The sequence below is a fragment of the Geobacillus jurassicus NBRC 107829 genome, from assembly GCF_001544315.1.
Classification (GTDB): domain Bacteria; phylum Bacillota; class Bacilli; order Bacillales; family Anoxybacillaceae; genus Geobacillus; species Geobacillus jurassicus.
The window spans coordinates 1-13,121 of sequence record NZ_BCQG01000075.1 but is presented as its reverse complement, the minus strand read 5'-3'; the positions used below and the strand labels follow the sequence as shown (position 1 = coordinate 13,121).

Below are 13,121 nucleotides of genomic sequence, written 5' to 3'. Positions count from 1 at the left end.
CGATTTTTTTCCACGCCACATCTTCGCTGATCGTTCGGTAATGATGGCGTCCGCCCGGCTCTTCGTCGGCCTCGTCGGCCCATTTAACGATGGCTTGGAGCGGCGTTCGTTTCCATTCGCCTTCCGGGAGGTACGAATCGGTGTGAAGCAAAATCGCCAGCGCGATTTCTTTGGCGTTGCGCGGGTGTTCGCCAAGGCGAATGAGCAGTTTATGGGCGCGCTCGGCCCCTTTGATGGCGTGGATGTCGTTTTGCCGGTATTGTTCGTAATCCCACCGGCCGTTTTTGTACCATGTGTAGTGGCCGATATCATGAAGGAGCGCGGCTTTCGTTGCCAAATCGGGGTCGACGCCGTGGCGGAGGGCAAGGTAGTAGGCATGGTACGCCGCCGCGATGGCATGGGCGAGGCCGGATCGTTTTAAATATTTTTGCGCAACGGGATGAACAAAGACGTCCGTTAAGGTGATGTATCTCATCGGCATCCCCTCCGTTTTTTTGATTTCCTATCATCATACCATGGCGGGAAGAGGACGGCAATAGAGGAAACGGATGAGAACGGTTACATGGATAAAAAATTGACCAGTTGCTTTGAAAGCAGCAGCCGGTTTATCATTTCCCGACAGAAGACTCCCACTTCCATTTTGTGCAGGGCGCAGCCCAAAAATAAGTGGGAGATGAATGTCGGAAAGGTACAGCTTCGTTTTGTCCATGTTTCCTCTCCTTCCTTATATGTCTTTTAAGCTGCCGACCGTCAGCTGCCGCCGCGTCCCGGCCAATGGGTGAGCGGGAGCCGAGGCGGCTGGCGGCGCAGCGTATTGCGCGAGTTTTACATGATCTTTTTGGTGTTCTTTTTCATCCGTTGGCACCGACGCGGCGAAGGAAAGCGGTGCATCGAGCATGCTATTCAGTGCCTCAACAAACGTAGAGCACACATCTTTCGCTAAGTGTTGGGTTTAACAAGGCGTCGATTTGGCGCATCGACATGGCGCTTTCGTTTCTGCCGTCTTGCCGCGAAACGGGGAGCCCATTTTCCCGACGGTCGCCTGTCCGGTTTTTGGTTTTGCCCTTTTTCGTCCGATGTCACCTTTTCGCCTAGTCCGGAATAAAACAGAATCAGGAACATTGCCCACTTGATATGCCGTGCGATTCTAGAGATAATGGAAACGGTGTGGAATGAATGCCGCCAGGCGGCACGGAAGAAGCAAAGAAGGTGACGGAACGATGGAACGTGCGGAACACATTTACCAAAGACTCGTAGAGATTTGTGGAGAACGAAATGTCCTGCGCGATGAACCGATGAAAAACCATACATTGGTCCGAATCGGCGGCAAGGCGGATTTTCTCGTCTGGCCGGAGACGTACGAGCAAGTCATCGAGGTGTTGCGGCTGAAAGAAGAGTACGGCTTGCCGTTTACGCTCCTTGGCAACGGTTCGAACGTCATTATCCGCGATGGCGGACTGCGCGGCATTGTCATGCAGCTGAAGCATTTGAACCGCATTTGGCGCGAAGGAAACAACGTGATCGCACAAAGCGGGGCGGACATTAAAGCGGTGTCGCGGTTTGCGCTGGAACAAAGCCTTACCGGTTTGGAGTTTGCCTGCGGCATCCCAGGGTCGGTCGGCGGGGCGATCATGATGAACGCCGGGGCATACGGCGGTGAAGTGAAAGATGTGCTTGATCATGTCAAAGTGGCGACGCTCGCCGGCGAGTTGAAAACGTTAAAGAACGAGGAGCTGGAGCTTGGCTATCGAACAAGCATTATCAGCCGGACGCATGATATTGTGCTCGAAGTCGTCTTTGCGCTGCAGCCGGGCGATTATGCGCAAATTAAGGCGAAAATGGACGATTTAACGTTCCAACGTGAATCGAAGCAACCGCTTGAATATCCGTCTGTCGGCAGCGTGTTCAAGCGTCCGCCGGGCTATTTTGCCGGCAAGCTGATCCAAGACAGCGGCCTGCAAGGGAAAGGGTTTGGCGGCGCGGAAGTGTCGACGAAGCACGCCGGGTTTATCATTAACAAAAACAACGCGACGGCCGCTGATTACATTGCGACGATTGAAATGGTTCGCAAAACGGTAAAAGAAAAATTCGGCGTCGATTTGGAACTGGAAGTGAAAATTATTGGGGAAGAATGACCGTTGCCGGACCCGGAGATCGCCGGGTTCGGTTTTTTGTTTCCTTCGATTGAGTTGCAAAGCCAATTGAGAGGCGAGACGGCGGTGCGAAACAAGTTCCCAAAAGGACAGGGGCCTGCCGTTTCGGTTGCGGAAAGTCCAATGAATAGGAAAAAAGGTTGTTCAACAATGAATATCAAATAATGATAGAGAAGAATGAGAAGATGGGGGAGAGCAATGAAAATTTGTTTTATCGTCAACCCGGCGGCGAAAAACGGCCGTTCCGTTGCCGTTTGGAGGCGGATCGAGTCTTTGCTGGGCAAGCAGGGCGAGGGGTATGGGGTATATTGGACAAGCCGGAAGGAGGAAGGAAAAGAGATAGCCCGGCGGATCGCGGAGGAGAGCGCTGAGCCGATGGCGATTGTGGCAGTAGGAGGAGGCGGAACTGTGCATGAGGTGGTGAACGGGGCGTCTTGTATGCTAAAGGAGAAAGTACGCGTAAGGGGGGCAGGGGGATGGGGAAGCGGATCATCATGCTCGATATGGTGCTGTATGTCGTGTTTCCGATCGTTCTGTGGCATGCGCTGCGCGGCCCGGTCGGAGAGTACGGGGCGATGCTCATCTGCACCGTCCCGGGGGCGGTTTATACGGTTTATCGTTTTTGGTCCATTCGCAAAGTGCAATGGTTTGGCACGTTTTTGATTGTCAATCTGGCGGTTGGCACGCTATTGAACGTGTTGGCTGGATCCGCGTTGCAAATGTTATGGAACGATGTATGGTACTCGATCGTTTTGGCTGTCTGTTTTCTAGCGACTGTCGCGGTAAAGCGGCCGTTGATGCTTTATTTTTCGCTTGATTTTGTGGAAATGCAGGGAGCGCCGCGCTCGGTAATGAAAAAGCGGTTTTTTGAACGCGATGTTTTTCCGCTTTTTCAGTGGATCACCGTTGGCTTTGCTCTGCGCGACGGACTGTTGGCGGCGGTCAAGGCGCACTTGATTGTTCGCTATGGCGTCGAGGCGTTTGACCGTGCGATTGTGATTCGCGAAGTGATTGGTTGGGCGATCACGCTCCTTTGTATTTTGGGGTTTGCTCGCATCACAAATATTCTCTATAAGCAAAGCGGGCCCGATCAAGCGAGCGGTTGAGGCGTTTGGCAACGGGCGGCTTGTTTGGTATAATGGGGGTAAGATTACTGAAAACGGTGTTCGAGCAAGACTCCTGCCAACTGGTTTGGTAGGAGTTTGTTTTTGCCATCGTGGCAAGGGTTCGTTCTTCCGTTTCGCCATGCCAGCGGCAATAGAAAGGAGTGAACCGGTGATGAAGGAGCGGATCGATGAGATTGTGGAAGTTTGTTTGTTGGCGGGAAAATTGATGCTTGAAAGCGGAGGGGAGACGTACCGGGTGGAAGATACGATGATGCGTATCGCCGCTTCTTTCGGCATGCCGCGCTCCCATAGTTACGTTACGCCGACGGCCATCATTTTTTCCATTGAAGGGACGGATTCAACAAGGCTTCTCCGCATTTCCGACCGCTCGACCGATTTGGCAAAAGTGGCGGCTGTCAACGATATTTCCCGGCGCATCAGCCGCGGCGAACTGACATTGGAAGAGGCGCGCAAGGAGTTGCGGCAAGTTGGGCGTGCGCAGCCCGGCTACCCCCTTTGGCAGCAAACCGCCGCGGCGGCGGCGGCAAGCGCCTGTTTCGCGTCGTTGATCGGCGGAATGAGCCATTTTTTTCCCTCTCTTCTTTCCGGGGGGATGGCGTTTTGGTGTTTTGAAATGGTGCACCGGTTTGTGAAAATCCGGTTTTTTGCTGAATTTTTCGCCGCCTTTGTCGCTGGCGGGCTCGTGCTGCTGATGGAGCGGGCCGGATTCGGTGGCGATGTCGGGAACATGATGATCGGATCGGTCATGCCGCTCGTGCCGGGGCTGGCGATCACAAACGCGGTGCGCGATTTGATGGCCGGCCATCTCATTGCCGGGCTGTCACGCGGAGCTGAGGCGTTTTTGACGGCGTTTGCCATCGGCGCCGGCATGGCTTTGAGTTTAGCCATTCGATGACAAGGAGTACGGACGATGATCGTTGGGCAGTTGTTGCTTTGCTTTGTGGCATCGGCGCTGTTTGGTGTCATTTTTAATATCCCAAGGCGGCTTTTGCCGCATAGCGGGTTTGTTGGGATGAGCGGCTGGGCGGTCTATACGCTTGCTTCGCGGTCGGGGGCGGACGGCGTCGCGGCAACGTTTCTGGCTGCGTTTTTCGTCGCCTTTTTAAGCAATGTGTTCGCCCGTCGCTACCGGACGCCGGCGACGATTTTTACCGTTTCCGGCATTATTCCACTCGTGCCGGGGGGGACGGCGTTTGAAGCGATGCGCCATGTCGTCATGAACGACTACAATGCGGCGATCTCGTTGGCGGCAAAAGCGTTCATGATTTCTGGTGCGATTGCGATGGGGCTCATTTTTTCCGAAGTCGTCAATCAACTGGTGAAGCGTCGCCCTTAACTGCGTGTGGCTTGTTTTTTCCAATCATCCGCCTATCGTTGTATTTGCTTGCTTGAATATTATAATGAATATAACTATGTTTTTTCTATTGATTTCAAACAACGGGGGAGAGCGGGATGAAAGAAATCGTTCAGCAGATGAAAGCAGAATTATGGAGCATTTTTGACCATCTTCATCGTCATCCGGAAATTAGTTGGGAAGAGTGGCAAACGACCGAATTTCTTTGCCGAGAGCTTGAACGCGAAGGATATCGGGTGCGGACGTTTGCCGATTGTCCGGGTGTTGTGGCGGAACTTGGCGACGGGCCGTTTACAGTCGGGGTGCGCAGCGATATGGACGCCCTTTGGCAAGAGGTGAACGGCGTTTGGCAGCCGAACCATGCGTGCGGGCATGACGCCCACATGACGATCGTCCTTGGGGTGGCGAAGCTGCTTCGCCGCATCGGTTACAAGCCGCCGGGTACGGTGCGGTTTTTGTTCCAGCCGGCCGAGGAGAAAGGAACAGGGGCGTTGAAGCTGATCGAAAAAGGGGCGGTTGACGGCGTGTCGTTTTTGTACGGTGTTCATCTGCGCCCGATTCAAGAAGTGAAAAGTGGATATGCGGCGCCGGCAATCATCCATGGGGCCGCGCAATGCATCGAAGGGCGGATTCGCGGCGTAGCGGCGCATGCCGCGCGGCCGCATCTAGGCGTCAACGTCATTGAAGTCGGCAGCGCCATCGTGCAGGAGCTCGGCAAAATTCATATTGATCCGCAAGTGCCGGCGTCGATCAAAATGACGAAGTTTCACGCTGGTGAAAAAGATGCGAACACGATCCCCGATTACGCCGAGTTCGCCTTGGACTTGCGGGCGCAAACGAACAAGGCGATGGAGCGGCTTGTTGAGGGGCTGCGCCATGTGATCAACGGGGTCGCTGCGATTTATGGGGCTGATATTGAGCTTGTTGAGCGGACGCGCATCGTTGCCGCCCACCCTGACCCGGACGCTGAGCGGCTGATGGAAGAGGCGATCATCACTGCTTTGGGGGCGGAAAAATGCGTTCCTCCCGTCGTGACGTCTGGAGGGGAAGATTTTCATTTTTACGCTTTCAAAAAGCCGGGGCTGAAAACGACGATGCTTGGGCTCGGGTGCGACTTGCGTCCGGGGCTCCATCACCCCAACATGACATTCCGGCGCGACGATTTGCTTTCCGGTGTGGAAATTTTGGCGCGGGTCGTGATGAACACGTTTGCGACGTTTGCGCCGCAGGGAGAGAGCGAGTGTGCATCTGTCGCTGCAAACCATTGAGACGGTCGAACAGTTAAAAGAAATGGCCAGACTTGAGGAGGAGATTTGGGGGACGGCGCCGATTCCGCTTCACCAGACGCTGACGGTGGCCAAAAACGGAGGCATTATCATCGGGGCGTATGAGGACGGGAAGCTCGTCGGCTTTGTTTACAGTTTTCCGGGAATGCAAAACGGGGAAGTGTATCTTTGTTCGCATATGATGGGGATTGCCGAATCGTTTCGTGATCGGGGCATCGGCTATCGCTTGAAAATGAAACAGGCGGAAGAAGCGCGGCGGCGCGGTTACCGAATCATCCGCTGGACGTACGACCCGTTGCAAAGTCGGAACGGCTATTTGAACTTGGCGAAGCTTGGGGCCGTTGGCGTCGAGTATGTGGAAAACTGCTACGGCGAAATGAATGACGCATTGAACGGTCAACTGCCGTCCGACCGCTTCATTGTCGAATGGCGGCTTGATCGGCAGTCATCCTGGGAGCGAAACTCGGCTAAAGTTGCTCTCCTTGGAGCCAAGGGGATGGCGGTGCTTGAAGCGGCGCCGACTGCGCATGGTTTGGTGAGGCCGGTGCTGAACGATATGGACGAGGCGAGCGCTTCGTCGCTATGGACCGCTGTTCCGCTTGATTTCCCGCATCTTAAGGAGCGGGATTTGGCCTTGGCGCTCAAGTGGCGCTTAGCAACGCGCGCGTTGTTTTCCCGGCTGCTCGCTGAAGGCTGGATTGCCGCCGGCGCCGTGCGCCGTCCCGGGGAGCCGGCGATGCACTACATATGGGTGCGGCGAAACGAATGGCTGCGAGAAAGAGAGGGAGATGGATGACGATCGAGATGGAGTACGTCATATTGCGCCATTTGCAAATGGAGTTGAAGGCGCCGTTTACAACGAGCTTCGGCACGTTTCAAACGAAAGAGTTTATTTTAGTGGAGGCGGTCGACCGCGACGGCGTTTCCGGCTGGGGCGAATCGGTGGCGTTTTCCGCTCCGTGGTACAGCGAGGAAACGGTGAAAACGAACTGGCATATGCTTGAGGAGTTTCTTGTGCCGCTTGCGCTTGCCGAGCCGATCAATCACCCGAGCGAACTGTCAAAGCGGTTTGCGGCGATTCGCCAAAATCATATGGCAAAGGCGGCGCTTGAGGGAGCGGTATGGGATTTGTATGCCAAGCGTAGCGGCGTTCCGCTTCATCAGCCGTTGGGTGGAATGAAAAAGGAAATTGAAGTCGGCGTCAGCATCGGCATCCAGCCGACGGTCGATGATTTGCTTCGGGTCATTGAGCGGTATGTGGCGCAAGGGTACCGGCGGATCAAAGTGAAGATCAAACCGGGCTGGGACGTTGACGTCATTCGCGAGGTGCGGCGCGCGTTTCCAGACGTGCCGCTCATGGCGGATGCGAACTCAGCGTATACGCTCGCTGATCGAGAGCGTCTGAAAGCGCTTGATGAATTTGGCCTAATGATGATCGAACAGCCGCTCGCAGCTGACGATCTCGTCGACCATGCCCGGCTGCAACCGCTCCTTGAGACGCCGATTTGCCTTGATGAAAGCATTCGCTCATATGACGATGCGCGCAAGGCGCTGGATTTGGGCAGCTGCCGCATCATCAATATCAAAATCGGGCGCGTCGGTGGGCTTTGGGAGGCGAAGCGCATCCACGATCTTTGCGCTGAGCGCGGCGTTCCGGTCTGGTGCGGCGGGATGTTGGAAGCAGGGGTCGGACGCGCCCACAATATCGCGATCACGACGTTGGAAAACTTCGCGCTTCCCGGCGACACCGCCGCTTCGTCCCATTATTGGGAGCGGGATATCATCGTCCCGGAAGTCGAAGTGCATCGCGGCCTCATCCGCGTGCCGGACGCTCCGGGCATCGGCTATGAAGTCGACCGCCGCCAAGTCGAGCGGTATACGCAGTTTGCTAAAGTGTTCCACCGCCCGCCGACGGCATAAAGCTTGAATGGGCAAAGGAAGTTGGAATTTCAAGATTAGGGCTTACGGTTATCAAAGATAACGATAAGGCATTCAACTTATATAGGAAGATGGGATTCGTATTAGAAGGAGAAAGGGTTCAATCGTTAAAAATTAACGGAGAATTTGTAAATGAATATTACCTATACAAATTGTTATAACGCCAATAAATAAACAATTAAAGCACCTTTCAAAAAGGTGCTTTAATTGTTTTAAAATACTGCTAATTTCATTGCTAATTTGTACGCCAAAATTATTGCCAATTAGTTGTATATTTTTTAATTAGGTGGGTTCATCACCAAAAGATGTACTTGACTTTTTAAAGACAAACATGATAGCAATGTTGCTCAAATGAGGTGTATGGTATAAAAAGGAAAATTGCTATTTTGGTTTTCTCTATCATGAACGTCTTTCTTTGTCAAGTACATTTTGTGGTGAAGAGCCATTAGGTGTATATTTTTACTGTTATTTACCACTTTGTACTTCAAAACCGAACATGTTAGTTGTGCACAGGGCGTCTTTTTTATTTTGCCGGCCGGGCGGGCGACTGTGGAGATCGCTTTTAGTTCCTCACCGGTACAGCAGAGTGGCGGCAACAAAAAAGAAGCCGGCCTTCACGCCGGCTTCCCGGTTGTGTTACACCCGCCCGATCCCGGTATTGGCTTTGACGACAATTTCCGTATATTTCTTTTCATCCGCTTTTTTCGACGAAACGAGCGTGCCGACGATGGCGCCGATAAAGCCGAGCGGGATCGAGATAATGCCCGGGTTGGCGAGCTTAAAGAGCGGTTCGCCGACGAAAATGGCAGCACCCGGCTGCGGCGACCAGACGTTCGGGCTGAAGAAGACGAGCACTAAGGCGCTGATCAAGCCAACGAGCATGCCGGTGATGGCCCCCGTCGTATTAAAGCGGCGCCAGAAAATCGTAAAGACGATCGTTGGCAAGTTGGCGCTCGCCGCGACGGCAAATGCGAGCGACACGAGGAAGGCAACGTTCATTTTTTGCGCGAAGAGCGCTAACAAAATCGATAGTACGGAAACGCCGACAGACGCCCAGCGGGCGGCGAGCATTTGTTCTTTTTCTGTCGCTTGGCCGCGCCGCAAAATATGGCTGTAAAAGTCATGGGCAAACGCCGAGGCGGCTGACAAGACGAGCCCGGCGACTACCGCCAAAATCGTGGCGAAAGCGACCGCGGAAATGAACGCGAACAGGAAATCTCCGCCGAGAGCCTCTGCCAACAGCGGGGCGGCCATATTGCCGGCCGGGTTGGCGGCGACGATTTTGTCATAGCCGACGAACGCGGCGGCGCCAAACCCTAAAAAGATCGTCAACACGTAGAAAATTCCGATGATCCATGTCGCATAAACGACCGATTTGCGGGCGGTCGGCGCGTCTTTGACCGTGAAGAAGCGGATCAAAATGTGCGGCAGTCCGGCCGTCCCCAAAACGAGCGCCAAGTTTAATGAAATCGTGTCAAGAGGATCTTTAAACTTGTTGCCCGGGTTTAAAAAGGCTTCCCCGAGCGGTGTTGCCGTTTTTACTTCATGGAACATTTTGGCGATGCTGAAATCGAATTTGGCAAAGACGATGATGGAAATGATAAACGTACCGACCATCAACAAGACGGCTTTGACGATTTGCACCCAGCTGGTGGCCGTCATGCCGCCGAAGACGACGTACACCGTCATCAAAATGCCGACGATCAAGACGGAATAAACGTAGTCTAAGCCCAATAGAAGCTTGATGAGGCCGCCGGCGCCGACAAGCTGGGCGATCATATAGAAGATCGAGATGGCGATCGTATTCAAGGCGGCGACGCCGCGCACTTTCTTATCATCAAAACGGGCGGCGATCATATCGGCCATCGTGTATTTGCCGAGGTTGCGCAACGGCTCGGCAACGATGTACAAGACGACAAGATAAGCGACAAGAAAGCCGATGCTGTAAAAGAAACCGTCAAATCCAGTCAATGCGATCATGCCAGCGATTCCTAAGAAGGATGCGGCGGACATATAATCGCCTGCGATAGCGAGCCCGTTTTGCCAGCCGGTCAGGCTGCTGTCAGCGGTGTAAAATTCGCTCGTCGTTTTCGTTCGCTTTGAGGCGTAGTACGTAATGACGAGCGTCAAGGCGACAATGATGAGGAAGAGGAAGAAGGCCAACCCATGCATTAGACGTTTCCTCCTTCCTGCGCTTCTTGCTTCACTTGCTCGACGATTTTATCAAATTGCGCAGCGCGTTTCGAATAAAGGATGCATAAGGCCCATGTCATGACAAATTGCGCAAAGGCAAACAGCCAAGCCCAGCTGACCGGCCCGGCCGCCGGCGCATTCAGCGCTTTCGAGTAGGACGTCAACACCGGAAGAGCGAAGTAAAAGACGAAGAAAAAGATGGTCGCCGGAATGATAAATCGTTTCTTCGCCTGGACGAGACCCCGGAACGAAGCGGATTGAGCGATCGCTTCATAGTTGATGCCCGACTGTCCGGCAAACGATTCTTTTTTGACTGCCATAGTGATCCCTCCTCGTTCGTGTTTAAAGCGTTTTCATAAAAACGGAGCGACAGAACCTGTAATACAACAGGGGTAATATTCCTCCTTTCTGTCACAAATTTGTCACACACTTATTATATATTTATCTGAAAAATTTGTAAATTGTTTTTTTTATTATTTATTAGAATAGTTTTCGACTTTGCTGCGCCAAAGGAAAAATTTTTTGTTGTTTTTGTTATTTTCGCACTTTACAAAAAAACAACGATCATGTAGAATGACAACTGTGCTATATCGATAAAATTCAACATTTTTCTACAAAAAGCAACAAGGGGAGACATCTATGAGTTTGTTTCGTAAAAAACCGATTCAATCACTCATAAGGGAGTCGGGGGCGAAAGGAGCCTCGCTGCGAAAAGAGTTAGGCGCATTTGATTTGACGATGCTCGGCATCGGCGCCATTATCGGGACAGGCATTTTCGTCCTGACCGGGGTGGCGGCGGCGGAACATGCCGGCCCAGCACTTGTTCTTTCGTTCATCTTATCAGGATTGGCGTGTGTGTTCGCGGCGCTTTGTTACGCCGAGTTCGCCTCGACGGTGCCGGTGTCAGGGAGCGCATACACATATAGCTATGCGACATTCGGTGAATTATTCGCTTGGATTTTAGGCTGGGATTTGATTTTGGAATACGGGGTTGCCTCGTCGGCGGTCGCTGTCGGTTGGTCCGGCTATTTTCAAGGGTTGCTTGCCGGTTTTGGCATCGAGCTGCCGAAGGCGCTCACGAGCGCGTATGATCCGGCGAAGGGGACGTTCATCGATTTGCCGGCGATTTTAATTGTTCTGTTCATTACGTTTTTGTTGAACTTAGGCGCCAAAAAATCGGCGCGTTTTAACGCGGTGATCGTTGCTGTTAAAGTGGCGGTCGTGTTGCTCTTTTTGGCGGTCGGCATTTGGTACGTCAAGCCGGAAAACTGGACGCCGTTTATGCCGTATGGATTCTCTGGCGTGGCGACTGGCGCGGCGACGGTGTTTTTCGCCTACATCGGCTTTGATGCGGTGTCGACGGCGGCGGAAGAAGTGCGCAATCCGCAGCGCGATATGCCGATTGGCATCATCGTCTCGTTGCTTGTCTGCACATTGTTGTATATTGCTGTCTCGCTTGTATTGACAGGCATCGTTCCGTACGAGCAACTCAACGTGAAAAACCCGGTGGCGTTTGCATTAAACTATATCCATCAAGACTGGGTCGCCGGCTTTATTTCGCTCGGGGCGATCGCCGGCATTACGACCGTGCTCCTTGTGATGATGTATGGGCAGACGCGTCTCTTTTACGCTATCAGCCGCGACGGTTTGCTGCCGAAAGTGTTTGCTCGCATCAGCCCGACCCGACAGGTGCCGTATGTGAACACGTGGCTGACTGGAGCGGCTGTTTCGGTGTTCGCGGGCATCATCCCGCTGAACAAGTTGGCGGAACTGACGAACATAGGCACGCTCTTTGCCTTTATCACTGTCTCGATCGGCGTGTTGGTCCTGCGCAAAACGCAGCCGAACTTAAAGCGGGCATTCCGCGTTCCGTTCGTCCCGGTCGTTCCGATTTTGGCTGTCTTATTCTGCGGCTACTTGGTTCTTCAGCTTCCGGCGACGACATGGATCGGTTTTGTCTCGTGGCTGTTGATCGGTCTAGTCATTTACTTTATCTACGGACGCAAGCATAGCGCGCTCAATGAAATGAGCAAAAGCGAAGAAAAAGTTGGCTGAGCGGCCAATAAGAAAAAGGAGCTGTTCTGATGGGGAAACAGCTCCTTTTTCCATTTCGTCAACCTTTTGGTCATACCGCGTTCCACCCTTTTCTCTTTTTTGCTGGATAGGAAAAACAACTGATTTTTGGCCGATGGAAGGCGTGTGTTCGGCGCGGCGTCGGACTTTTTTTGGGGACCTCTGCTCACTTACACATGTTGAAAACATTTCCTTTGAACGACGGCCATATTTGGTTTATGATCTGCGAATAGTATAAAGAACGAGCGTCGGACCGGCTTGTATAAGCGGGGTGAAAAGGGTGTTTGGTGCATTATTGAAACGAAGAGAGAGAACGCTTGAACGGACGGTTGCAGAAATTCAGCGAGGAAACGAAGCGTTGCGCAATGAACTCATCCGGCAATATAAGCCGTTTATTGTCAAAACCGTTTCAAGTGTATGCAAGAGGTTCATCCGCGAGGAAGATGATGAGGCGAGCATCGGACTGATCGCGTTTAACGAAGCGATTGAAAAATACGCGCTGCACAAAGGAGGTTCCTTTCTCTCGTTTGCGGAGCTGCTCATTAAGCGGCGCCTCATCGATTATATTCGAAAAGAGGCGAGAATGCGGGAGGCTATATGGCATGTTGAAGACGGAGAAGACGGCGAGCAGGGATCGCAAACGTACTTGGATGCGAAACTCTCGGTTGACGAATTTTACAAGCAAATCGAACAAGAGCAGCGCCGAGAAGAAATTTTCCATTACCAGCAAGCGTTGAAGCAATTCGGCATTCATTTTCACGATTTAGTCGAACAATCGCCAAAACATAAAGACGCCCGCCTAAACGCCATTCGTGTCGCCGAGTTGCTTGTTGTGAATGATGAATGGCTTGGCTTTTTGTTTCAAAAAAAGCAGTTGCCGATCAAACAGCTGGAAACGATGGCGTCTGTCAGCCGCAAGACGATCGAGAGAAATAGAAAATACATTATTGCGGTCGCGGTCATTTTGGCAGGCGATTACATTTACTTAAAGGACTAT

General features: G+C 52.7%; 15 protein-coding genes and 1 pseudogene. 11 read left to right on the top strand and 5 right to left on the bottom strand.

Translation table 11 applies throughout. The annotated features are described in order from the left end of the window. From GJ1_RS16105 to GJ1_RS18090, 3 genes are all read right to left on the bottom strand, one after another. On the bottom strand, positions 1-475 hold a 475-nt coding region (locus GJ1_RS16105; protein WP_066234615.1), incomplete at its 3' end, for an HD domain-containing protein. Between the two features lie 33 nt (positions 476-508). Further along, positions 509-709, bottom strand: a complete 201-nt coding sequence (locus GJ1_RS16100) for a hypothetical protein (protein WP_066234613.1) — start codon at positions 707-709, stop codon at positions 509-511. A gap of 15 nt (positions 710-724) precedes the next feature. Further along, positions 725-898: a hypothetical protein gene (locus GJ1_RS18090; RefSeq protein ID WP_239691174.1), complete on the bottom strand. Its 174-nt coding sequence runs from the start codon at positions 896-898 to the stop codon at positions 725-727. 322 nt (positions 899-1,220) lie between these two features. On the opposite strand from GJ1_RS18090, the gene murB reads away from it, so the two are divergent. From murB to GJ1_RS18085, 9 genes and pseudogenes are all read left to right on the top strand, one after another. Then, the gene (gene murB / locus GJ1_RS16095) at positions 1,221-2,135 is read left to right on the top strand and encodes a UDP-N-acetylmuramate dehydrogenase (RefSeq protein WP_066234609.1); all 915 of its coding nucleotides are present in this window, start codon (positions 1,221-1,223) and stop codon (positions 2,133-2,135) included. A 195-nt stretch (positions 2,136-2,330) separates the two neighbouring features. Beyond that, positions 2,331-2,579, top strand: a pseudogene (locus tag GJ1_RS16085) (diacylglycerol/lipid kinase family protein); the annotation flags it as partial. 50 nt (positions 2,580-2,629) lie between these two features. Beyond that, positions 2,630-3,259 carry a VC0807 family protein gene (locus GJ1_RS16080; RefSeq protein ID WP_066234601.1) on the top strand — a complete coding sequence of 210 codons (630 nt, stop codon included), beginning with the start codon at positions 2,630-2,632 and terminating at the stop codon, positions 3,257-3,259. A 172-nt stretch (positions 3,260-3,431) separates the two neighbouring features. Next, positions 3,432-4,175, top strand: coding sequence for a threonine/serine exporter family protein (locus GJ1_RS16075; protein WP_066234599.1), 744 nt, complete (start codon positions 3,432-3,434; stop codon positions 4,173-4,175). A 15-nt stretch (positions 4,176-4,190) separates the two neighbouring features. After that, positions 4,191-4,616: a threonine/serine exporter family protein gene (locus GJ1_RS16070; RefSeq protein ID WP_066234595.1), complete on the top strand. Its 426-nt coding sequence runs from the start codon at positions 4,191-4,193 to the stop codon at positions 4,614-4,616. A 116-nt stretch (positions 4,617-4,732) separates the two neighbouring features. Continuing rightward, positions 4,733-5,902 (top strand): M20 peptidase aminoacylase family protein, encoded by a 1,170-nt coding sequence (locus GJ1_RS16065; protein WP_066234592.1) that lies wholly within the window; start codon positions 4,733-4,735, stop codon positions 5,900-5,902. Further along, positions 5,877-6,716, top strand: a complete 840-nt coding sequence (locus GJ1_RS16060) for a GNAT family N-acetyltransferase (RefSeq protein WP_066234590.1) — start codon at positions 5,877-5,879, stop codon at positions 6,714-6,716. Before GJ1_RS16065 ends, GJ1_RS16060 begins: the two co-directional genes overlap by 26 nt. After that, positions 6,713-7,840, top strand: a complete 1,128-nt coding sequence (gene menC / locus GJ1_RS16055; RefSeq protein ID WP_066234587.1) for an o-succinylbenzoate synthase — start codon at positions 6,713-6,715, stop codon at positions 7,838-7,840. Before GJ1_RS16060 ends, menC begins: the two co-directional genes overlap by 4 nt. After that, positions 7,837-8,019, top strand: coding sequence for a GNAT family N-acetyltransferase (locus tag GJ1_RS18085; protein ID WP_157068401.1), 183 nt, complete (start codon positions 7,837-7,839; stop codon positions 8,017-8,019). The genes menC and GJ1_RS18085 overlap by 4 nt, the downstream gene beginning before the upstream one ends. Before the next feature lie 475 nt (positions 8,020-8,494). On the opposite strand, the gene GJ1_RS16050 is transcribed toward GJ1_RS18085, so the two are convergent. Beyond that, entirely contained in the window at positions 8,495-10,030 is a 1,536-nt protein-coding gene (locus tag GJ1_RS16050) for a solute symporter family protein (RefSeq protein ID WP_066234582.1), read from the bottom strand. After that, positions 10,030-10,371: a DUF485 domain-containing protein gene (locus tag GJ1_RS16045; RefSeq protein ID WP_066234580.1), complete on the bottom strand. Its 342-nt coding sequence runs from the start codon at positions 10,369-10,371 to the stop codon at positions 10,030-10,032. Before GJ1_RS16045 ends, GJ1_RS16050 begins: the two co-directional genes overlap by 1 nt. 319 nt (positions 10,372-10,690) lie before the next feature. On the opposite strand from GJ1_RS16045, the gene bcaP reads away from it, so the two are divergent. Both bcaP and sigI read left to right on the top strand, forming a co-directional pair. Then, the gene (gene bcaP / locus GJ1_RS16040) at positions 10,691-12,106 is read left to right on the top strand and encodes a branched-chain amino acid transporter BcaP (protein WP_066234578.1); all 1,416 of its coding nucleotides are present in this window, start codon (positions 10,691-10,693) and stop codon (positions 12,104-12,106) included. Between the two features lie 289 nt (positions 12,107-12,395). Next, a partial coding sequence (sigI, locus tag GJ1_RS16035) for an RNA polymerase sigma factor SigI (RefSeq protein ID WP_066234618.1) occupies positions 12,396-13,121 on the top strand: 726 nt, incomplete at its 3' end.